19 protein-coding genes are annotated in these 20,717 nt (G+C 73.2%); 8 read left to right on the top strand and 11 right to left on the bottom strand.

Annotated elements, in window-relative coordinates; translation table 11 throughout:
* Positions 1-203: 203 nt before the first annotated feature.
* The 3 genes from A4R25_RS20045 to A4R25_RS20035 all read left to right on the top strand — a co-directional run bounded on the left by A4R25_RS20045 (position 204) and on the right by A4R25_RS20035 (position 3,595).
* Positions 204-716, top strand: a complete 513-nt coding sequence (locus tag A4R25_RS20045; RefSeq protein WP_030501361.1) for an Lrp/AsnC family transcriptional regulator — start codon at positions 204-206, stop codon at positions 714-716.
* Between the two features lie 148 nt (positions 717-864).
* Positions 865-2,211, top strand: coding sequence for an aspartate aminotransferase family protein (locus A4R25_RS20040; RefSeq protein ID WP_064447710.1), 1,347 nt, complete (start codon positions 865-867; stop codon positions 2,209-2,211).
* 4 nt (positions 2,212-2,215) lie between these two features.
* Positions 2,216-3,595, top strand: coding sequence for an FAD-binding oxidoreductase (locus A4R25_RS20035; RefSeq protein ID WP_064447709.1), 1,380 nt, complete (start codon positions 2,216-2,218; stop codon positions 3,593-3,595).
* Between the two features lie 100 nt (positions 3,596-3,695).
* On the opposite strand, the gene A4R25_RS20030 is transcribed toward A4R25_RS20035, so the two are convergent.
* Positions 3,696-4,070 (bottom strand): DUF3499 domain-containing protein, encoded by a 375-nt coding sequence (locus A4R25_RS20030; RefSeq protein WP_043326466.1) that lies wholly within the window; start codon positions 4,068-4,070, stop codon positions 3,696-3,698.
* 153 nt (positions 4,071-4,223) lie between these two features.
* Here A4R25_RS20030 and A4R25_RS20025 point away from each other — a divergent pair, with 153 nt between their 5' ends.
* Positions 4,224-4,673, top strand: coding sequence for a metallopeptidase family protein (locus A4R25_RS20025; RefSeq protein ID WP_018787548.1), 450 nt, complete (start codon positions 4,224-4,226; stop codon positions 4,671-4,673).
* A gap of 82 nt (positions 4,674-4,755) precedes the next feature.
* Here A4R25_RS20025 and A4R25_RS20020 read toward each other — a convergent pair whose 3' ends face one another.
* From A4R25_RS20020 to A4R25_RS19995, 6 genes are all read right to left on the bottom strand, one after another.
* Positions 4,756-5,016 (bottom strand): WhiB family transcriptional regulator, encoded by a 261-nt coding sequence (locus A4R25_RS20020; protein WP_013284161.1) that lies wholly within the window; start codon positions 5,014-5,016, stop codon positions 4,756-4,758.
* 460 nt (positions 5,017-5,476) lie between these two features.
* Entirely contained in the window at positions 5,477-5,815 is a 339-nt protein-coding gene (locus A4R25_RS20015; RefSeq protein WP_043326469.1) for a hypothetical protein, read from the bottom strand.
* Between the two features lie 12 nt (positions 5,816-5,827).
* Positions 5,828-7,225, bottom strand: coding sequence for a DUF4331 domain-containing protein (locus A4R25_RS20010; protein ID WP_064447708.1), 1,398 nt, complete (start codon positions 7,223-7,225; stop codon positions 5,828-5,830).
* 73 nt (positions 7,226-7,298) lie between these two features.
* A complete protein-coding gene (locus A4R25_RS20005; protein WP_030501355.1) occupies positions 7,299-7,595 on the bottom strand; it encodes a hypothetical protein in 297 nt (98 codons plus the stop codon).
* Positions 7,596-7,748: 153 nt separating this feature from the next.
* A complete protein-coding gene (locus tag A4R25_RS20000; RefSeq protein ID WP_064447707.1) occupies positions 7,749-10,274 on the bottom strand; it encodes a bifunctional FO biosynthesis protein CofGH in 2,526 nt (841 codons plus the stop codon).
* Positions 10,275-10,433: 159 nt separating this feature from the next.
* Positions 10,434-11,384 (bottom strand): hypothetical protein, encoded by a 951-nt coding sequence (locus A4R25_RS19995; protein ID WP_064447706.1) that lies wholly within the window; start codon positions 11,382-11,384, stop codon positions 10,434-10,436.
* A gap of 98 nt (positions 11,385-11,482) precedes the next feature.
* Between A4R25_RS19995 and cofD the strand changes: the two genes are divergently transcribed.
* Together cofD and A4R25_RS19985 are read left to right on the top strand one after the other, a co-directional pair.
* Complete coding sequence (gene cofD / locus A4R25_RS19990; RefSeq protein WP_064447705.1) at positions 11,483-12,430, top strand: 2-phospho-L-lactate transferase; 948 nt, start codon at positions 11,483-11,485, stop codon at positions 12,428-12,430.
* Positions 12,427-13,512 carry a coenzyme F420-0:L-glutamate ligase gene (locus tag A4R25_RS19985; protein ID WP_064447704.1) on the top strand — a complete coding sequence of 362 codons (1,086 nt, stop codon included), beginning with the start codon at positions 12,427-12,429 and terminating at the stop codon, positions 13,510-13,512. Before cofD ends, A4R25_RS19985 begins: the two co-directional genes overlap by 4 nt.
* 16 nt (positions 13,513-13,528) lie before the next feature.
* Here the strand turns inward: A4R25_RS19985 and A4R25_RS19980 are convergent, their stop codons facing one another.
* Positions 13,529-14,518 carry a helix-turn-helix transcriptional regulator gene (locus A4R25_RS19980; RefSeq protein WP_043326482.1) on the bottom strand — a complete coding sequence of 330 codons (990 nt, stop codon included), beginning with the start codon at positions 14,516-14,518 and terminating at the stop codon, positions 13,529-13,531.
* 298 nt (positions 14,519-14,816) lie between these two features.
* On the opposite strand from A4R25_RS19980, the gene A4R25_RS19975 reads away from it, so the two are divergent.
* Positions 14,817-15,392: an NUDIX hydrolase gene (locus tag A4R25_RS19975; protein ID WP_064447703.1), complete on the top strand. Its 576-nt coding sequence runs from the start codon at positions 14,817-14,819 to the stop codon at positions 15,390-15,392.
* Positions 15,393-15,420: 28 nt separating this feature from the next.
* On the opposite strand, the gene A4R25_RS19970 is transcribed toward A4R25_RS19975, so the two are convergent.
* Entirely contained in the window at positions 15,421-16,512 is a 1,092-nt protein-coding gene (locus A4R25_RS19970) for a mannose-1-phosphate guanylyltransferase (RefSeq protein ID WP_043330633.1), read from the bottom strand.
* 65 nt (positions 16,513-16,577) lie between these two features.
* On the bottom strand, positions 16,578-17,723 hold the full coding sequence (locus tag A4R25_RS19965) for a glycosyltransferase family 1 protein (protein ID WP_030501347.1): 1,146 nt from the start codon (positions 17,721-17,723) through the stop codon (positions 16,578-16,580).
* Between the two features lie 150 nt (positions 17,724-17,873).
* On the opposite strand from A4R25_RS19965, the gene A4R25_RS19960 reads away from it, so the two are divergent.
* Complete coding sequence (locus A4R25_RS19960; RefSeq protein ID WP_064447702.1) at positions 17,874-18,563, top strand: TIGR03089 family protein; 690 nt, start codon at positions 17,874-17,876, stop codon at positions 18,561-18,563.
* Positions 18,564-18,681: 118 nt separating this feature from the next.
* Here A4R25_RS19960 and A4R25_RS19955 read toward each other — a convergent pair whose 3' ends face one another.
* Positions 18,682-20,673, bottom strand: coding sequence for an acetoacetate--CoA ligase (locus A4R25_RS19955; protein WP_064447701.1), 1,992 nt, complete (start codon positions 20,671-20,673; stop codon positions 18,682-18,684).
* Positions 20,674-20,717: the final 44 nt, after the last annotated feature.

Here is a 20,717-nt window from a genome sequence, read left to right as displayed (position 1 = left end):
ACGACTCCTTGGGGGGCATCGTCGGCGGCGGGACGGGGGGCGGCACGCCGGCGGGAGGGTCAGTGGCGATGGACGACTGATCCTGACATGAGAAAACCTCTCTCACAAGGGATTCCGTTGCTGGAATAGCCAGTCGCCACGAAATACGCCAGACTGCGCGGGGCACTACGCTCGATACGAAGAATCGGACACAAGGAGCGTCGATGGTCAACCGGCACCAGGAGAACGCCAACGGCGGCCGTCGGGTCACCGTGCGTGAAGGAGCCAATCACGTTCTGCTCGACGACGTGGCGAAGCAGATCATCGAGCAGCTCCAGGAGGACGGGCGCCGCCCGTACGCGAGCATCGGCAAGGCGGTGGGCCTCTCCGAGGCGGCGGTACGCCAGCGGGTGCAGCGGCTGCTCGACGCGGGCGTCATGCAGATCGTCGCGGTCACCGATCCGCTCCAGCTCGGCTTCCCCCGCCAGGCCATGATCGGGCTGCGCACCGACGGTGACCTGGAGTCGGTGGCCGACCGGCTGGCCGAGTTCGAGGAGATCGACTACGTGGTGATCACCGCCGGCTCGTTCGACCTGCTGGCCGAGGTGGTCTGCCGCAACGACGCGCACCTGCTGGAGATCCTGCAGAAGCTGCGCGGCGTGCCCGGAGTGCTCTCCACCGAGGCGTTCGTCTACCTGAAGCTGCGCAAGCAGACCTACAGCTGGGGCACCGCCTGATGCGGATTCCGTTGACAGCGCAGTGATATGGCGCTGAATCCGTCGCGGTGAAGCTTCTTCGCTTGCCTTATCGGCACCGCCTGTGGGATAACCGTGGGCAGAGCGGCCGGTGTCACCCCTGACCGGCCCGAGACCCGATGGGGCTGACATGGCCAACGCCACCGACCACCTGTGGATGCACTTCACCCGCATGGCGAGCTACCCCGCCGGCGAGGTTCCGACAATCGTCCGGGGCGAGGGCGCGTACGTCTGGGACGCGCAGGGCCGCCGCTACCTGGACGGGCTGGCCGGGCTGTTCGTCGTCAACGCCGGCCACGGCCGCGCCGAGCTGGCCGAGGCCGCCGCCAAGCAGGCCGGCGAGCTGGCCTACTTCCCACTCTGGTCGTACGCCCACCCGAAGGCCGTCGAGCTGGCCGAGAAGATCGCCACGCTCACGCCCGGCGACCTGAACCGGGTCTTCTTCACCACCGGCGGCTCCGAGGCCGTCGAGGCGGCGTGGAAGCTGGCCCGGGCCTACTTCAAGCGCACCGGCAAGCCCACCAAGCACAAGGTGGTCAGCCGCTACATCGCCTACCACGGCACCTCGATGGGCGCGCTGTCGATCACCGGCCTGCCCGGCATCAAGACCGACTTCGAGCCGCTGGTGCCCGGGGGCATCAAGGTGCCGAACACCAACTTCTACCGCGCCCCCGAACACGGCGACGACCCCGAGGCGTTCGGCCGCTGGGCCGCCGAGGAGATCGGCCGCGCGATCGAGCGGGAGGGGCCGGAGACGGTCGCCGCCGTCTTCCTGGAGCCGGTGCAGAACTCCGGCGGCTGCTTCCCGCCGCCGCCCGGCTACTTCGAGCGGGTACGCGAGATCTGCGACGCGTACGACGTGCTGCTGGTCAGCGACGAGGTGATCTGCTCCTGGGGCCGGCTCGGCGAGTACTTCGGCGCGGTGCGGTACGGCTACCAGCCGGACATCATCACCACCGCCAAGGGCATCACCTCCGGCTACGCCCCGCTCGGCGCGATGATCGCCAGCGAGCGGCTGATGGAGCCGTTCCTCACCGAGACCGGCATGTTCGCGCACGGCGTGACGTTCGGCGGCCACCCGGTCTCCTGCGCGGTCGCGCTGGCCAACCTGGAGGTGTTCGCCCGGGAGGACCTGATCGGGCACGTCCGGGCCAACGAGGGCGCGTTCCGGTCCACCCTGGAGAAGCTGCACGACCTGCCGATCGTCGGCGACGTCCGCGGTGACGGCTACTTCTACGGCATCGAGCTGGTCAAGGACAAGGCCACGCGGGAGACGTTCGACGAGGCCGAGTCGGAGCGGCTGCTGCGCGGCTTCCTGTCCACCGCGCTGTTCGACGCCGGGCTCTACTGCCGGGCCGACGACCGTGGCGACCCGGTGGTGCAGCTCGCCCCGCCGCTGATCGCCGACCAGCAGCACTTCGACGAGATCGAGCAGATCCTGCGCGCGGTGCTGACCGAGGCGTGGTCCCGACTCTGAGCCGATGACCGGTTACCGGCACCTCTCGTACTGGCTGTCCAGCCTGGACGAGCCGCTGACACCGCGACCCGGGTTGCCCGGCGACACGGACGCCGACGTGGCGATCGTGGGCGCCGGGTACACCGGGCTGTGGACGGCGTACTACCTGGCCGAGGCCGACCCCACGTTGCGCGTCGTCGTGCTGGAGCGGGAGATCGCCGGGTACGGCGCATCCGGGCGCAACGGCGGCTGGTGCTCGGCGCTGTTCCCCACCTCGCTGCCGGCGCTGGCCCGACGCCACGGCCGGGACCGCGCGCTCGCCCTGCAGCGGGCCATGCACGACACGGTCGGCGAGGTGGGGCGGGTCGCCGCCGCCGAGGGCATCGACTGCGACTGGCGGGCCGGCGGCACGGTGACGCTGGCGCGCAGCGAGGTCCAGCTCGACCGGGCCCGCGCCGAGGTCGACCAGGCCCACGCGCACGGGCTCACCGACGACGACCTGACGCTGCTGGACGCCGCCGAGGCCGCCGCGCGGTGCGACGCCGAGGGGGTACGTGGCGGCACGTACACCCCGCACTGCGCCGCCGTGCACCCGGCGAAGCTCGTCCGGGGCCTGGCGCGGGCGGTGGAGCGCCGGGGCGTACGCATCCACGAGCGCACCCCGGTGACCGCGCTGCGGCCGGGCGCGGCGGTGACACCGGCGGGCGTGGTCCGGGCGCCGGTGGTGGTCCGCGCGACCGAGGGCTACACGCCCGGGCTACCCGGCCAGCGGCGCACAGTGGCGCCCGTCTACTCGCTGATGGTGGCCACCCCGCCGCTGCCCGAGGAGACGTGGGCGCGGATCGGGCTGGCGGAGCGGGAGACGTTCTCCGACTACCGGCACGTCATCGTGTACGGCCAGCGCACCGCCGACGGCCGGCTCGCGTTCGGCGGGCGGGGCGCGCCCTACCACTACGCCTCCCGGGTGCGGCCGGGCTTCGACCGGGAGCCGCGGGTGTTCGCGGCGCTGCGCCGGACGCTCGGGGAACTGTTCCCGGTGCTCGGGCCGGACGTGCCGGTGACGCACGCCTGGGGCGGGCCGCTCGGCGTGGCCCGGGACTGGGCCGCGTCGGTGGGGCTGGACCGCCGCACCGGGCTCGCCTGGGCCGGCGGGTACGTCGGTGACGGAGTGGGCACCAGCAACCTCGCCGGTCGTACGCTGGCCGACCTGATCCGCGGCGTGGAGACCGACCTCACGGCACTTCCCTGGGTGGGCCACCGCTCCCCGCGCTGGGAACCGGAGCCGCTGCGCTGGCTGGCGATGAACGCCGGCCTGAGGATCATGTCCTCAGCCGACCACACCGAGCACCGTACGTCCCGCACGTCCCGCCGAGCCGACCTCTTCAACCGCTTCCTGGGCCACTGACCCCGGGTTCCCAATCCGTTGATCAAGGAGTTTGTGTCTTCCGGACACGGTTTCCTTGACACAAACTCCTTGATCAACGCGCGGAGGCCGGCGGGGTCGGTCAGTGGTGGGGTGGGATGACCCGGAGGTGGCCCCGGCGGCCCTGCTGGTGGGGGGCCTGGGGCTTGGTGGTGGGTTCGTCCTCGGGGGGACGGGGCGGGGCGGGGCGGGCGGCCTCACGGACCGCCTCGGCCAGCGCCACCAGGTCGTCGGTGGTGGGCGGCGGCGGCTCGAACTCACCCTCGTGCCGCACCACGTCCCAGCCGCGCGGGGCGGTCAGGCTGCGGGCGTGCGGCTCACACAGGTCGTACGTGTGCGGTTCGGCGAACGCGGCGAGCGGGCCCACCACCGCCGTCGACTCGTTGTAGACATAGGTCAATGTGGCGACCGCTTGCCGGGGGCAGCCGTTACGGGAGCAGCGCCGTGGTGACCTCACGGCGGCAGGGTATCCCCATTACCGGGTCCGGCGCACCGCTTCGCGTTACGACACGCCCGTCATGGTGATCACAATTCCTCCGATCGGCTCCCCGGCGCGCCGGACAGCCGCGCGGCGACGGGTGGACCGCCACCCCGGGCTACCCTGTCCGTCATGACGAGCCCGCAGAACCGCCGCCCCGGCTCCGGCCGGCGCACCCACCGTGACCGGCACGGTCGCGGGCTGCGCGGGCGGCTGGTGCCGGCCACCGTCCCGCTGGCCCGGACGAAGGCCGAGGTCTTCGACGACCTGGTGCTCGACACGGTGGAGACGCTCGAACGCCGGTTCGCCAAGGAGCTGGCCGGGGTGGAGTTCGCGGTCGAGGACGTCCCGCCGGATCTGAACGTCTACGACTCGGACGTGCTGGAGGACGGCGAGGTGCCGCTCGCCCGGCTGCTGCCCGGGCGTCCCGGCCGCCAGGAGGTGCCGCCGCGGATCGTGCTCTACCGGCGGCCGCTGGAGTTCCGCGCGATGGACCGCGAGGATCTCGCCGACCTGGTGCACGACGTGATCATCGAGCAGGTGGCGAATCTGCTCGGGGTGGACCCGGACGAGCTGGCCTGACGCCGCCACCCGGCCGGCCCCCGCCGGCCGGACAGCGACCCGGGCCCGGACGGCCCCCACCGCCCGTCGGCCCGTACGTGGATCAGGCGGCGACCCGCCGCTTGAGCTTGCGCCGCTCCCGCTCGGAGAGGCCACCCCAGATTCCGAACCGCTCGTCGTGGCCGAGCGCGTACTCCAGGCATTCCGTCTTCACTTCGCACCGCGAGCAGATGCGCTTCGCCTCGCGGGTCGAGCCGCCCTTCTCGGGAAAGAACGCCTCCGGGTCGGTCTGCGAGCAGAGCGCCCGCTCCTGCCACTCCGGCGCGTTCCCGAGCAGGTCGGCCACCTCGAGCTGGCCGTCCATCGATTGCCTCCTTGTCGCGCACCGGCGTCATTCGCCGCTGCAACCCCCCACGCGAAAGGCGTGCCTGTCCGTACGGTCACCATTTGTTGCGTTCCGTGCGAACAACCCCATTCAAATTACACGCGTGTAATGCGTGCGCCGTCAAGCCAAACTTGATAATGGAGTCGCCCTCCCGACACGTCCGGGACGACCGCCGCGGTCGCCCGTAGCCTCGCAACCTGCCCTATCGATTCAGACCCCGGACGAGTAACGCCCTCCCCGGCGAGTTGCCGGAAGTTTTCTGCCGTGGCGCACCGCCGGCGGGCCGGCCGGACGCCCCCGCCGGCCGCTCGTACCAAGATCAGAATTGGTGGGCCAAAGGGTAACGCGCTCGTTGCGGTACCGCCCGCCGAGCCGTCCAACGCCGACTGCGCCCCGTCCACCATGTGGACAGGGCGCAGGCGTCGGCGCGGTCGCCGGTTCAGTCCACCCGGGCGGGTGAGCTGGTCGGCCAGACGAATTCGGCGATACACCCACCGGTAACAGAGATCGCGCCGGCCGATGTGTTCTCGTCCCACCAGACGGTATAGACACCCGCCTCCAGATCCGGGTAGACGGCACTGTGGAAGACCCCGTCCAGGACGTGCCGCTCGCGTACCGCGGAGTGGGTCCGCGGGCTGTCGAGGTCCGCCCGGCTGATCTCGATTTCCCGGCCGTGCAGGTCCCGGCCGGTGTGGATGATCAGCGCGCCGCGGTCGCCGCCGAGGTCGAGCACGACGCTGCCGACCTCCGACGGGCCGAGATCGTGATGGTGTGACATCCGCGTCTCCCGTCAGGACTTCTTCGCCTGCGGGTTGCCGAACCCGTCGTACGGTGTGCCGAGGAACGGGAAGTCGGCCAGGAACGGCGCGGTGACGTCGGCCGCGCTCAGACCCGGCGTGACCGCCGCGGCGGCGGCGTCCGGGCGGAACGTCTTGTCGACAAGTGGCACGGTCAGGCCCGCGATGGCACGCAGCGCGATCGTCACCACGTCGTCGGCGACGCGACGGCCGTTCGGGTAACCGGCCAGGTCGCCGCCGAGCACGCCGAACCGGTCCGGTGTGCGGCTGGGCCGGATCGCCGTGTTCAGCCGCAGCATGTCCGCCTGGACGTCGCCGGTGGTGTTGGCGAAGCCGTCGATCAGTCCGGCCGGGATTCCGGTGAGCAGGATCGCCACCAGGTCGGCGCGCGGCTTCTTGGACTTGTTCAGCGCGTCCAGATTTCCGAACACGCCCGGGTACAGCGCCGGCAGCAGCGCGGCCAGCTCGGGCCGCTCGACGAACCCGGCGAAGCGCTTGTCCTCCGACGGCGGCAGCGTGTTCCAGACGTCCTTCCTGGACATCGGCACGATGACCTCGTTGAACAACGGGTTACCGAGCCGCGACACCTGGGTGAACGGGCCGGCGGCGGTGTCCGCGGAGACCCGGTCGCCGAGCACCCGGACCTGCTGGCGGGACGCGCTGGTCCACACCCCGATGGTCGAGGCGCGGTCGGCCACGCCGTAGCGGGCCGCCTTGCGGCGCACCTGGCTCAGCGGCACCTGCACGGCGAGGCTGTGCACGTTCAGCCGGTCCAGCGCGTTCACCGGCTCACCCTCGGCCTGGAACAGCTTCTTGCCGGCGACGTGCAACTGCTGGAACGGCCGCAGCGTGCCCAGGTCGAACACCGCGCCCAGGTCGACGAAGAAGCCGTCGGCCCGCTGTCCGGCGAACACCTTCTCGCCGGTGGACAGCTTGAACGTCGCCTGGCGTACCAGGTTCTGGTACTTCGGGGTGGACAGCGGCCCGACGTTGCAGGGCGGGCAGGGCAGCTTGTGCGCCAGCACCCGCGCCCGGCCGTCGGCGATCCGGGTCAGCCGGTAGAACTGCCGCCGGTTCCAGTTCTTGCTCTCCAGCGACTCGATCGGCCCGGTGTTGTAGAGAAAGCTGTTCTGGTTCGTGATCTCCGTGGTGAATTCGAAACGATAGGTGACGTCCGGATTACCGTCGCCGTCGTTGTCGATGTGAATCTCGTACCGGACGTCGTCGCCGAACTCGAAGAAGTTCGGGCCGCCGGAGGGAAGTTGCACCGGCACGTAGTTGGCGATCAACGTGACCGTGTCCGGCTGGCTCGGCGTGACGAACGCGTACAGGTCGGAACTGTCGGCGACCGGATCCTTGGCGATCTCCGGGGCCTCGCGGTGAGAGGACATGACGGACGCACCTTCGTTGGGGGAACGGAAGACGGAACCGGCGCCGGGAGCCCACGCCGGTGGAGGGGTGGGATCAGCGCCGGCCGGCGGCGCGCACCAGGCGGTCGGCCAGACCGCGGTCGCGGATCTCGACCCTTGTCGTACCGACGAAGACGTCGATCGCGCCGGTGGCGGCGTCGCGGAGGTGAGCCACGATCGGCTCGTCGCGCCGGCTCGCCGTGGGGGAGTTCTGCGCGGCGGACAGGCCCGGCACGGTGAGGGCGGCGGCGCCCAGCGTCGCGCTCGCCGCGGCGGTGAGCGTCTGCCTGCGGGTCAACCGCGGCCAGGTCCGCCGTTTCTTCGGCGCGTCGGTGGTCTCGTCAGTGCTCATCGGCAACCTTTCCGGACCGGCGCCGCAGCGCCGCAACGGGCCCGGGACGCCCGGACACCGCCGGGCCCCGGTTCTGGGGTCACCGGCGGCGGTCCTCGCCGAAACCGCCGCCGGCATCCACAGGTACGGCAGGCGACGGGGAAAGGTTCGACCTCAGGCGCCGGCGTGACCGTACGCGGTCGTCCGCTTGCGGAACGGGCGGCCCGCGGCGGTGGCGATGGCCCGCAACTGCTCCTCGGTACGGGCCGAGCCGTTGCCCGAGCCGGCCATCCGGGAGATGGTCTCCTCCATCAGCGTGCCGCCGAGGTCGTTGCAGCCGCCACGCAGCATCGCCACCGTGCCCTCGTCGCCGAGCTTCACCCAGGAGCACTGGATGTTGCCGATCCGCCCGTGCAGCAGCAGCCGGGCCATCGCGTGAACCGCCCGGTTCTCCCGCCACGTCGGACCCGGGCGGGCGATGCCGGCCAGGTAGATCGGCGCGTTCGTGTGCACGAACGGCAGCGCCACGAACTCGGTGAACCCGCCGGTACGGTCCTGCACCCCGGCCAGCACCCGGAAGTGGGCCAGCCACTGGCCCGGGTGGTCGACGTGGCCGTACATCATCGTGGAGCTGGACCGGATGCCCAGCTCGTGCGCCGTGCTCACCACCTCGACCCAGGCGGCGGCCGGCAGCTTGCCCTTGGTGAGCACCCAGCGCACGTCGTCGTCGAGGATCTCGGCGGCGGTGCCCGGGATGGTGTCCAGCCCGGCCTCGCGGAGCTGGAGCAGCCACTCCCGCACCGGCACGCCGGCCTTCGCGGCGGCGGTGACGATCTCCATCGGGGAGAACGCGTGCACGTGCATGCCCGGCACCCGCTCCTTGATCGCCCGGACGATGTCGGCGTAGCCGGTGACCGGCATCTTCGGGTCGATGCCGCCCTGAAGGCAGACCTCGGTCGCGCCGGCCGTCCACGCCTCCTCGGCCCGGTCGGCGACCTGTTCCAGGGACAGCCGGAACGCGTCGGCGTCGCTCTCCCGCTGGGCGAACGCGCAGAACCGGCACCCCACGTAGCAGACGTTCGTGAAGTTGATGTTCCGGTTCACCACGTACGTCACGTCGTCACCCACCGCGTCCCGGCGCGCGTCGTCGGCGAGCCGGCACAACTCGTCCAGCGCCGGGCCGTCCGCGCCGAACAGCGCCAGCGCCTTCGCCTCGTGCGCCGGCGTCAGCAGCGCGGCCGGGTCGTCCGCGGCCAGCCGCAGGCCCGCGCGCAGGTCGGCGTCCGCGCCACCGGCAAGGGGTACGCCCGCGCGCGCCTGCGGCGCCACCTTGCCGGCCACCTCGGCCCAGTCGCCGTACACGCTGTCGAAGTCGCCCCGCCGGTCCTCGGTACGGCCGGTGACGTCGATGGTGGCGTGCAGGTCGGTCCGGCCGCCGTAGGTCTCCTCCGGCTCCTGCCAGGGCTGCCCCACCGGGCGGGCCTCCTCGACCGCGAGCCCGGTGGCCGGGTCGGCGAGCGCCGTGACGTGCGGCAGCAGGCGCGGGTCCAGCCACGGGCCGCCCGCGCGGACGTACTCCGGGTAGACGGTCAGCCGCTCGCGCAGCGTGAACCCGGCACTCGCGGTACGCGCCGCCAGCTCCTCCAGGTGCGGCCAGGGGCGCTCCGGGTTGACGTGGTCGGGCGTGACCGGGGAGACGCCGCCCCAGTCGTCGATGCCGGCGCGCAGCAGCAGGTCGTACTCGCCCGCGATCAGGTTCGGCGGAGCCTGGATGCGGGCCTTCGGGCCGAGCAGCACCCGGGCCACCGCCACGGTGGCGGCCAGGTCGTGCAGCTCCGCGTCCGGCATGCCGCGCATCGCCGTGTCCGGCTTGGCGCGGAAGTTCTGCACGATCACCTCCTGGAGGTGGCCGTACTCCCGCATCGCGCGGCGGATCGCGAAGATCGCGTCGGCCCGCTCGGCCCGGTTCTCGCCGATGCCGATCAGGATGCCGGTGGTGAACGGCACCCCGACCCGGCCGGCGTCGTCGAGCACCCGCAGGCGGACCGCCGGCTCCTTGTCCGGTGAGCCGTAGTGCGGGCCGCCCGGCTCGGACCAGAGCCGGGTGGCGGTGGTCTCCAGCATCATGCCCATGCTCGGCGCGACCGGCTTGAGCCGCTGCAGCTCCGACCAGGAGAGCACGCCCGGATTGAGGTGGGGCAGCAGGCCGGTCTCCTCCAGCACCGCCACCGCGCAGGCGCGCAGGTAGTCCAGCGTCGAGTCGTACCCCCGCTCGTCCAGCCACCGGCGGGCCGCCGGCCACCGCTCCTCCGGCCGGTCGCCGAGCGTGAACAGCGCCTCCTTGCAGCCCTGCGCGGCGCCCTCGCGGGCGATCGCCAGCACCTCGTCGCGCTCCAGGTAGGCGGCGGGCAGCCGGTGCGGCACGGTGGCGAACGTGCAGTAGTGGCAACGGTCCCGGCAGAGCCGGGTCAGCGGGATGAAGACCTTCTTGGAGTACGTGACCACGCCCGGCCGCCCGGCGTCGCGCAGCCCGGCGTCGCGGATCTCACCGGCGATCCGGAGCAGTTCGTCGAGCATCTGCCCGCGCGCGGCGAGCAGCGCGCCGGCCTCGTCGGCGTCGAGCGCCCGGCCGGTGGCGGCCCGTCCCAGCGCCCGCCGGACGCTCGCCTCGGTCGGTTCGGGGTCGCTGCGATCAACCATCCGCCCAGCCTATGCGCTGCCGGGCGACAGGCCGCCCGCGCCCGCTCGCGGTCCGGGCAACGGGACGGCCCGCGTGGCCCGCCTCACAGCGGGACCGGCGCGGGCCGTCGGGAGCCTGCCGTCGGGCGGGCGACGGCGCTCCGTCGCCCGCCGCGCGGCTCAGCGGGGCTGGTTCGGGTCCTCGCGGTCGAACCGCTGGGTGCGCTCGTCGTCGGCGGCGGGCGTCGACGCGCCCGGTTCGGCGGACTGGCGCGGGATCGCCTGCGTCGGGTCGGCCGACGGCGGCTGGCCGAACGGCGGCGCGGACTGCGGCGAGCCGTACTGCGGCGCCTGCTGCGGACCGGCGAACGGCGAGCCGGCCTGCGGGGCCGGCTGCGGGTCGGCGAACGGCGGGCCGGACTGCGGGGCGTGCGGCGGCGCGGTGTTGAACGGCGGCGCCGACTGCGGCTGGCCGTACTGGCCGGGCTGCTGCGGCCAGCCGGGCGGCGGCGAGCCGGCCTGCGGGTAGCCCGGGCCGGGCTGCTGCGGGTAGCCACCCGGACCGGGGTAGCCGCCGGGCTGCCCCGGCTGCTGCGGCCAGCCGGGCTGGGCCTGGCCGTACACGCCCGGCTGCGCCTTGGGCTTCGGCACGTAGTAGAGCGTGCGCCAGATCTTGAACACCACGAACGCGGCGACCGCGAAGAGCGCCAGCCAGGCAGCGCGGGTCAGCAGACCGAGGAACGCATCGAGCACCTCACCGTCGGCGAGCCGGCCGACCAGCCAGATCAGGAACGTCAGCGCGCCGAACACGGCGGACACGGCGTACTCGACCAGCGCCACCTGCGTGATCAGCTTGGCCTTCGGCACGACCGGGCGGATCACGGTGGCGATCAGGACGGCGAGCAACGGCAGGACCGTCGCCTCCAGGCCGACGAAGCTGAAGTACGTGCTTCCCGCCCGGCCGCTGAACGTGCTGTAGTCGTCGACCGGCACCAGCAGGCGCAGCAGGCCGACGAAGAGCAGCACGGCGTTGGCGCCGAGAAGGACGAGCGCGGCCAGTTCGCGCAACGGCTTGATCAACTGGCTGGCCTGCGCGGCGTCGCCGGACGCGGGCTCGGCGGGGCTGGTCACGGACTCCCCCAGGGGACGAAAGCGGACAGTTGCCGAAGTGAGCGTAGTCTCTCCGGCCACCGAGCGATCGACGGCGGCACGTGCGGAAGGATGGACGCATGCGCATCGTGGTTCTGACCGGCGGCATCGGGGGCGCCCGTTTCCTGCTCGGCGTACGGGCGTACGCCCGCGAGATGGGCGCCGAGGTGACCGCCGTGGTGAACGTCGGCGACGATCTGCTGCTGCACGGGCTGAAGGTCTGCCCCGACCTGGACAGCGTGCTCTACACGCTCGGCGGCGGCGCCGACCCGGAACGCGGCTGGGGCCGGGTCGGCGAGACCTGGACGGTGAAGAACGAGCTGGCCGCGTACGGCGCGGAGCCGAGCTGGTTCGGTCTGGGCGACAAGGACATCGCCACCCACCTGGTCCGCACCACGATGCTCAACGCCGGCTATCCGCTGTCCCAGGTCACCGAGGCGCTGGCGGCGCGCTGGCAACCGGGCGTACGGCTGCTGCCGGCCACCGACGAGCGCCTGGAGACCCATGCCGTCGTCACCGACGAGCAGGGGCGGCGCGCGATCCACTTCCAGGAGTGGTGGGTGCGGTACCGCGCCGACGTACCCACCGACCGGTTCGTCTTCGTGGGCGCCGAAGCGGCGAAGCCCGCGCCCGGCGTGGTGGAGGCGATCGCCGCCGCGGACGTGGTGCTGATCGCGCCCAGCAACCCGGTCGTCAGCATCGCCCCGGTGCTGGCCGTGCCCGGCCTGCGCGACGCGGTGACCGGCGGGCCGGCCCCGGTGATCGGGGTGTCACCGATCATCGGCGGCGCGCCGGTACGCGGCATGGCCGACCGCTGCCTCGCCGTGCTCGGCGTGGAGTGCAGCGCGGCCGGGGTGGCCGGCCTCTACGGCGCCCGGTCCACCGGCGGGCTGCTCGACGGCTGGCTGGTGGCGCCGGAGGACGAGGGCACGGCGGTGCCGGACGTGGTGGTCCGCGCGGCGCCGCTGCGGATGACCGACGAGGCGGCGACCGCCGCGATGGTGCGCGCCGCGCTGGAGCTGATGTGAGGCTGGAGATTCTGCCGGTGCAGGGCATCGGCGACGTGACCGAGGGCGACGACCTGGCGGCGCTGATCGCCGGCGCGGCGCCGTGGCTGCGTGACGGCGACGTGCTGGTGGTCACCAGCAAGATCGTGTCGAAGGCGGAGGGCCGGCTGGTCGACGTGCCCGCCGACGGTCCGGAACGGCTCGAGGCGCGGGACCGGATCCTGGACGGCGAGACCGCCCGGGTGGTGGCGACGCGGGGCGCCACCCGGATCGTGCAGACCCACCACGGGTTCGTGATGGCCTCCGCCGGCATCGACGCGTCGAACGTGGACAAGACCCGCCTGGTGCTGTTGCCGGCCGACCCGGACGCCTCCGCGCGGGCGTTGCGTGCCGCGCTGCGCGACCGGTACGGCCTCGACGTCGCCGTGATCGTCAGCGACACCATGGGCCGCCCGTGGCGCAACGGGCTCACCGACGTGGCGCTCGGGGTGGCGGGCATGCCGGCGATCCGCGACCACCGGGGCGAGGTCGACCCGTACGGCAACGAACTGTTCGTCACCCAGATGGCGGTGGTCGACGAACTGGCCGGCGCCGGCGAGCTGATCAAGGGCAAGTGCGACCAGGTGCCGGTCGCGGTGGTCCGGGGTTACCTCGGCACCCCCCGGGACGACGACGAGGGCGCCCGGGCGCTCGTCCGCGACGCCTCGATGGACCTGTTCTCGCTCGGTACCGCCGAGGCGCGCGCCGCCGGCCTGCGGGCGGCGGCGACGCTGCCGGACCGGGCCGGGCCGGAGCCCGCCGACGCGGACGCGGTGCGGCGGGCGATCGGCTCGGTGGCCGACGTGGTAGCGCCGGGCACGACCTTCACGCACGTCACAGACGACGAGGTACGCGCCGGGCTCGCCGCCACCGTGCCCGGCTGGCCCGCCTCGGCCACCGGCCTGCTGCTCGGCGCGGCGCCGACCCCGCTCGACCCGGCGGACCTGGTCCGGTTCGGCGCGGACGTGCAACGCCTGCGTGCCGCGCTGGCCGCCGAGGGAATCGGTTCCGTCCTGCTCCCGCCCCCGGCCGGCAGCGCCGCCAGCGCCACGCTGGCGCTCTGAGACGGCCCGGCGGAGGTCAGGCGTCGAGGACGGCTCGGCCCAGCGGCGTCAGCGTGTGCAGGACGGTGTTGCGCTCGCGCTGACTGACCAGCAGCCCGGCGTTGCGCAGCACTGTGGTGTGCTGGCTGGCCGCGGCGGCGGAGATGTGCAGCCGGCGGGCCATCTCGCCGGTCGTGCAGCCCTCGTCGGCGGCATGCAGCACCCGCGACCGGGTGCGGCCGATCAGGGCCGCGAGCGCCTCGCCCTGCGGTGACCCGGCGGCGCCGGACGCCGGTGTCAGGCCGGCCAGCCGGTCCACCGGGTAGACGAGCACCGGCGGCAGGGTCGGGTCGACGAGCGCCACCGGGGTACGCGAGCAGAAGAACGACGGGACGAGCAGCAGCCCGCGCCCGTCCAGGTGCAGTTCCCGGGTGTCCGGATAGTCGAGCACCTCCAGCACGCCGGAGTTCCACCGCATGTTCGGACGCAGGCTGGCCAGCAGCCCTTCGGCGCCGCCGTCGAGCATGGCGCGGGCACGCCGGGCCCGGTCCGCCTCGACCGCTGCCTGCACCCGGGCCCAGTACGGCGTGACGGCCAGCGACTGGTATCGCGCCATGGAGTCGGTGAGGTGGTGCAGTGTCTCCGGCTCACCCCGGGCGAGCGCCGTCGCCGAGGGCGGCAACGTGGTCTCCTCGGCGAGCCGGGTCAGGTCGCGGCGCAGCATGTCCGTAGGGGTGCCGCGGACCGCGTCCAGCCCCACCTCGAAGCCCTCCCGGCTGGCGAACGGGGTGAGGAAGTCGGGGAAGTAGCCACGCGGCGGGTTGAGCGCGAGGAGCAGGCGGTACTGCTCGGCGTCGCTGTCGGTGCGCAGCCCGTGCGCCACGGTCCGCCGCCATGTGGTCATCATCGGGTCGCGGCTGCGCCCCTGGAGCAGGTGCAGGCTGAGAACCAGCTCCCAGAGCGGGTCCGCGCGCGGGGCGACCCGGGTCCGCAGGACGTCTTCGCCCGAGAAAACGATCTTCAACATGGAGTGCTCCCGTGCGGACGGCGGGGGTGCCCGCCACGGCTCGACTTTACCCGTCGGCAGTAATCTCCATCTTTAAGCCTGAGGTGAAAGACCTCGACGGTGAGGTGACCGGTTCGGCAAACTCTTCCTTGCCCGCCGACGCCGGGGCGCAGTCTCGACCCGGTCGCCGGCTGACGGGCGTGGCCGGGCGGCACCACGAGGGTCTGCGACATCGTCGCAGGGGTGCCGCCCGGCTTTCGCTCATCCGCCGGTGGGTCGCCGCGCAGACGCAGCGCAGTGGCGCTCGTAGAGTGTCCGGGTGCCCGACACCGATCTCACCACGTACGCCGACCTGCACGCCGACGCCGTCGCGGCGCTGAGCCGCTGGACGGCGACCAGCCCGGCCGCCGGCGCCGCCCGGGACCGGACGCTGGCGCTGCTGGCCGACGGGCCGGCGGCGATGAGCCGGACACACCGGGCGGGGCACGTCACCGCCAGCGCGCTCGTGCTCGACCCGGACGGCCGGGTGCTGCTCTGCCTGCACGGCAAGATCCGCAGGTGGGTGCAGCTCGGCGGGCACTGCGAGCCGGGCGACCGGACGCTGGTGGCGGCCGCGCTGCGCGAGGCCACCGAGGAGTCCGGCATCGCCGGTCTGACGATCGAGCCGGAACCGATCGACGTGGACATCCACCAGGTCGCCTGCCAGGGCGGGTCGTTCCACTACGACGTCCGGTACGCGGTGCTGGCCCCGGCCGGGGCGGTCGAGCAGGTGAGCGCGGAGTCCGAGGCGCTCGGCTGGTTCCCGCCGGACCGGCTGCCCGAGCCGCTCGCCCACGCGACGGCCCAGCTGGTGCCACCGGCGCTCGCCGTGCTGGCCCGTCGCGCCGCCCGCTGACCGGAAGCGGGCGGCCGCACCGGCCGGATCAGACCAGGCCCTCCTCGCCGCGTTCCTTCAGCTCGTCCACGACCTTCTTCACGTCCTGCGCGCGGTCACGCGGGCAGACCAGCAGCGCGTCCGGGGTGTCCACCACGATCAGGTCGTGCACCCCCACGGTGGCGACGAGCCGGCCGGAGTGCGACACCACGACCGTGCCGGTGGTGTCGTGCAGCAGCACGCCCGGCTTGGCGTCGCCGCCCAGCACCACGTTGCCGGCGCCGTCGGCCGGCAGCACCTCGCCGAGCGTGTGGAAGTCACCGACGTCGTTCCAGCCGAAGTCACCCGGCACGGTGCCCACCCGGCCCGCCGTCGCCGCGCCCTCCATCACCGCGTAGTCGACCGAGATCCGGGGCAGCGTCGGCCAGACCCGGCCCAGCACGTCGTCCTGCTCCGGGGTGCCCCACGCCGCCGCGATGGCGGTGATCCCGGCGTGCAGCTCGGGCTCCTGGCGGGCCAGCTCGGCGAGGAAGACGTCCACCCGCCAGACGAACATGCTGGCGTTCCAGAGGTGCCGGCCGGAGTTGACGTAGACCTCGGCCACCTCGGCGGCCGGCTTCTCCTTGAACTCGCGTACCGGGCGCAGCGTGCCGTCCCCCACCGGGTCGCCGGTCTCCAGGTAGCCGTAGCCGGTCTCCGGGCGGGTCGGGGTGATGCCCACCGTCATCAGCAGCCCCTGCTCCGCGCCGCGGATGGCCTGCCGTACCACCTCCGCCAGCCGGGCCGGGTCGCCGATCAGGTGATCGGCGGCGAACGAGCCCATCACCGCGTCCGGCGTACGCGCGGCGATCACCGCGGCGGCCAGCGCGATCGCCGCGCAGGAGTCGCGGGGCGACGGCTCGACCAGGATGTTCTCCTCCGGCACGCCGGCCAGCTGCCGGGCCACCGCCGCGGCGTGCGCGGCCCCGGTGACCACGAGCGTGCGCTCCGGTGTGGTCAACGGCGACAACCGGTCGACAGTGGCCTGCAGGAGCGAGGCCGGCGTGCCGGTCAGCGGGTGGAGGAATTTGGGATGGCCGGCACGGGACAGCGGCCACAACCGTGTGCCACTGCCACCCGCCGGGATGACGGCGTAGAACATCAGCACATCATGCCCGAAGCGGGCGAGTCGTCACGGTCGGTCGGCCGGGGCCGCCCCGCCGGCCCTCAGGACCGGGCCCGTCGCCAGGCCGCGATGTGCACGTCCGCGCTGGACTCCCAGGTGAACTCCTTGGCCCGGTCGAACCCGGCCTTTGCCAGCGAGAGCCGCCGCGGCTCGTCGTCCAGCAGAGCGGCCAGGTCGGCGGCGATCTGGTCCGGGTCCTCGCTGGTGTACGCCACCGCGTCGCCGCCCACCTCGGGCAGGGACAGGCGCGGCGTGGTGAGCACCGGGGCCGCGCACGCCATCGCCTCCAGGATCGGCAGGCCGAAGCCCTCGCCGTAGGAGGGGTAGGCGGCCACGAGCGCGCCACCGAGGAAGCCGGGCAGATCGGCGTAACGCAGGTAGCCCGGGCGCAGCAGCCGCAGGTGCGACGGCACCTCGGCCACCGCGCGGTCGATGTCGTCGTCGTGCCCCTGACCGCCCGCGACCACGAGCGCCGGCGGGTTCGGCCGGTCGGCCACCGCCCGCGCCCAGCCGCGGATCAGGTTGGGTACGTTCTTGCGCGGCTCCTTGGCCCCGAGGAACGCGACGTAGCTGCTGTCGCCCAGACCCAGGCGGGCCCGCACACGCGCCTTCTCCTCGTCGCCGGGCGCGTGGAAGGCGTCCTGGTCGACGCCGTGATAGGCGACGTCGATCCGGGTCGGGTCGGCGTCCAGCAGCCGGATCAGCTCGTCCCGGGTGGCCTTGCTCGGCACGATCACCCGGCCGGCCCGCCGCAGCGAGGTCTTGATGGCGCTGCGGAAGAACGTCCGGCGCGACTTGTCGTAGTGCTCCGGCTCGGTGAAGAACGTCGCGTCGTGCACGGTGACCGTCACCGGGCATCCGGCCCGCAGCGGACAGGTGTAGAAGGGCGAGTGCAGCACCTCCGCGCCCACCTGCTGGGCCAGCAGCGGCAGGCCGGTCTGCTCCCAGGCCAGCCGCGCCGGCCGGTGCGCCACCGCCGCCGGGGCGGGGATCACCTCGGCGCCGGGCAGCATCCGGGTGTAGCGCTCCAGGTCGGTGCGGAGGCTCACCACCGCCAGGTCGACGCCGGTGCCGCAGACCCGGCCCAGCGCGCCGAGCAGTCCGTCGACGTATCTACCGACGCCGCCACGGTCGGCGGGGACACTCGTGGCGTCGATGAGAACGCGGGGCGGGCGACCGGCGGTCACGGGGCGGCTCCTCAGATGGCGCAGTTGTGGGGAAGAACACTGTCGGCAAGCGTACGCCGCGCCGGGCGCACAACGCTGACCGCGACCCGACGGTACGCCGACTTGACGTTGTCATCGAGTACGCACGCGGGGCGCGTATCGTTCGCGCCGATGGCCGACAACATTGCCCGGGTGTTCGCCGACGCGATCGCGCCGGACCCCACCCGACCGCTGCTGACCTGGTACGACGACGCCACCGGCGAGCGCACCGAACTGTCCGGCGCGACGCTTGCGAACTGGGTGGCGAAGACCGCGAACCTGCTCACCGACGAGATCGGCGCCGCGCCCGGCGACCCGGCCGGCGTGTTGCTGCCGCCGCACTGGCAGACCGCCGCCGTGCTGCTCGGCTGCTGGTCGGCGAAACTGACGGTGACCGACGCGCCGGGGCCGGTGGAGGTGCTGTTCGTGGCCGCCGACCGGGCGGACGGGGCGGCCGGGTGGCCGGCCGGCGAGCGGTACGCGCTGGCGCTCGACCCGTTCGCGCTGCCGATGCGGCAGGTGCCCGCCGGCTACGCCGACTTCGTGACGGCGGTACGCGGACACGGCGACCACTTCACGCCGTACCCCGAGGGTGGCGAGGGGGACGCGGCGCTGCTGGCCCGCGCGACGGCCCGCGCCACCGAGCTGGGCCTGACCCAGGGCGACCGCCTCCTGGTAGACGTGACCACCCACCCCGACCCGGTCGACTGGCTGCTCACCCCGCTCACGGCAGGAGCCAGCGTGGTGGCGTGCGCCCACCCCGACCCGACCCGCCTGGCTTCCCGCGCCGAAACCGAGAAGACCACCCACACCCTGCCCTGACCCTCGCCCGCCCTCTCCCCGTTGATCTTGCAGTTTCGGCCCTCGGGGCGGGTGATTCGCCCCGTTCGCCGGGGCAGAAAGTGCAAGATCAACGGGCGGGTCGACGGGGACGGCGGGATCAGCGACGCGAGACGGGGCTGTCGGTGGTGGACCGGCGCTGGGCCAGGGCGGCGAACGCCGTCAGGGACTCGGGGTTGGCCAGGGCGCCCTTGGCCGCCGCGCTGTCCACCGGGGTGCCCGTGAGGATCTTCTTGACCGGGACCTCCAGCTTCTTGGCGCTCAACGTTCTCGGCACGGCCCGGACCTGGTGGATCTCGTCCGGCACGTGCCGCGGCGACAGCGCGGTACGCAGCTCCCGGCAGATCTTCTTACGCATGTCGTCGTCCAGCTCCAGGCCCTCGGCGAGCACCACGAACAGCAGCAGCTCACCCGCGCCGCCCTCGTCGTCCTCCAGGTGCACGACCACCGAGTCGACCACCTCGTCCAGCCCCTCGACCACCGAGTAGAACTCGGCCGTCCCGAGGCGTACGCCGCCCCGGTTGAGCGTGGCGTCGGACCGGCCGGTGATCACGCACCCGCCGCGCTCGTTCACGGTGATCCAGTCGCCGTGCCGCCACACCCCGGGATAGACCTCGAAGTACGCCTCCCGGTAGCGCGCGCCGTCCCTGTCGTTCCAGAACCCGACCGGCATGCTCGGCATCGGCTCGGTGATCACCAGCTCGCCGAGCTGCCCGATCACCGCGCTGCCGTCGGCCGAGCGGGCCTCCACCTTCGCGCCCAGCGCCCGGCAGGCGATCTCCCCCGCGTACACCGGCAGCAGCGGCACGCCGCCGACGAACCCGGTGCACACATCAGTGCCGCCGGACAGCGACTGGAGCTGGAGGCGGTCGCTGACGTTCTCGTACACCCAGGTGAAGCCCTCGGCCGGCAGCGGCGCGCCGGTCGAGCCGAGGCCGCGCACCGCGGACAGGTCGGCGACCTCGCGCGGCACCAGGCCGGCCTTGCGGCAGGCCAGCAGGAACGGCGCGGACGTGCCGAAGTACGTGGTGCCGGTGTCGGCGGCCAGCCGCCACAGCGCGCCCAGGTCGGGGTGGCCCGGGTTGCCGTCGAACAGCACGATCGCCGCGCCCACCGCCGGGCCGGAGACCAGGAAGTTCCACATCATCCAGCCGGTCGTGGTGAACCACAGGAACCGGTCGGACGGACCCAGGTCGTGGTGCAGCGCCAGCATCTTGAGGTGTTCCAGCAGGATGCCGCCGTGGCCGTGCACGATCGGCTTGGGCAGGCCGGTGGTGCCGGAGGAGTAGAGCACGTAGAGCGGGTGGTCGAACGCCACCGGCGTGAACGTCAACGGCTCGTCGGTCGGCGCCGCCAGCTCCGCCCACGGCAGCGCGCCGTCGGGGGCCCGGCCGTCCGGATCGAGGTACGCGATGGCGACCGTGTGCCGCAGCGACGGCAGCGCGGCCCGGATCGCGGCCACCTCGGCGCGCCTGTCCACAGGCTTGTCGCCGTACCGGTAGCCGTCCACTGCAACCAGCACCGTCGGTTCGATCTGCTGCCAGCGGTCGGTGACGCTGCGGGTGCCGAACTCGGGCGCGCAGGAGGAGAAGATCGCGCCGAGGCTGGCGGTGGCGAGCAGCAGGACGTACGTCTCCGGGATGTTCGGCGCGTACGCGGCCACCCGGTCGCCCGCACCCACGCCGAGGCGGCGCAGCCCGGCCGCCACCCGGCGGACCCGCTCGCGCAGCTCGACGGCGGTGAGCGTCTCCGGGGCACGGGTCTGCCCGTGCGCGATCACCGCCGGGTCGTCGTCGCCCAGCCCCGGCATGCGCAGCACGTTCTCGGCGTAGTTGAGCGTCGCGCCGGGGAACCAGCGGGCGCCGGGCATGGCCCGGTCGGTCAGCGTCGCCGTCGGCGGGGTGTGCGCGACCACGTCGAACCAGTCCCAGATCGAGCGCCAGAACGCCTCCAGGTCGGTCACCGACCACTGCCACAGCGCGTCGTAGTCGGCGAACTCCAGCCCGCGGTGCTCGGCCAGCCAGCGCAGGTAGTCACCGATCCGGGACCGCTCCCGCACGTCCGCCGGCGGCGTCCACAGCACGTCAGCCACTGATCCACCCTCCCTGAGGCCCTGCCACGACGGTGTGCCGGGGC

It is taken from the genome of Micromonospora sp. NBRC 110037, assembly GCF_001652995.1.
In the GTDB taxonomy this organism is placed as follows: Bacteria; Actinomycetota; Actinomycetes; order Mycobacteriales; family Micromonosporaceae; genus Micromonospora; species Micromonospora chalcea.
The sequence above is the reverse complement of the archived record's forward strand: the minus strand, read 5'-3'. Positions and strand labels throughout refer to the sequence as shown.

Bases quoted from the DNA above. Each gene is read 5' to 3' on its own strand.
- A4R25_RS20035 (WP_064447709.1), top strand. From the start codon at position 2,216: ATGACCGGTTACCGGCACCTCTCGTACTGGCTGTCCAGCCTGGACGAG.
- A4R25_RS20045 (WP_030501361.1), top strand. From the start codon at position 204: ATGGTCAACCGGCACCAGGAGAACGCCAACGGCGGCCGTCGGGTCACC.
- A4R25_RS20020 (WP_013284161.1), bottom strand. From the start codon at position 5,016: ATGGACGGCCAGCTCGAGGTGGCCGACCTGCTCGGGAACGCGCCGGAG.
- A4R25_RS20025 (WP_018787548.1), top strand. From the start codon at position 4,224: ATGACGAGCCCGCAGAACCGCCGCCCCGGCTCCGGCCGGCGCACCCAC.
- A4R25_RS19970 (WP_043330633.1), bottom strand. From the start codon at position 16,512: ATGTTCTACGCCGTCATCCCGGCGGGTGGCAGTGGCACACGGTTGTGG.
- A4R25_RS20005 (WP_030501355.1), bottom strand. From the start codon at position 7,595: ATGAGCACTGACGAGACCACCGACGCGCCGAAGAAACGGCGGACCTGG.
- A4R25_RS19960 (WP_064447702.1), top strand. From the start codon at position 17,874: ATGGCCGACAACATTGCCCGGGTGTTCGCCGACGCGATCGCGCCGGAC.
- A4R25_RS20015 (WP_043326469.1), bottom strand. From the start codon at position 5,815: ATGTCACACCATCACGATCTCGGCCCGTCGGAGGTCGGCAGCGTCGTG.
- cofD (WP_064447705.1), top strand. From the start codon at position 11,483: ATGCGCATCGTGGTTCTGACCGGCGGCATCGGGGGCGCCCGTTTCCTG.
- A4R25_RS20040 (WP_064447710.1), top strand. From the start codon at position 865: ATGGCCAACGCCACCGACCACCTGTGGATGCACTTCACCCGCATGGCG.
- A4R25_RS19980 (WP_043326482.1), bottom strand. From the start codon at position 14,518: ATGTTGAAGATCGTTTTCTCGGGCGAAGACGTCCTGCGGACCCGGGTC.
- A4R25_RS20010 (WP_064447708.1), bottom strand. From the start codon at position 7,225: ATGTCCTCTCACCGCGAGGCCCCGGAGATCGCCAAGGATCCGGTCGCC.
- A4R25_RS20000 (WP_064447707.1), bottom strand. From the start codon at position 10,274: ATGGTTGATCGCAGCGACCCCGAACCGACCGAGGCGAGCGTCCGGCGG.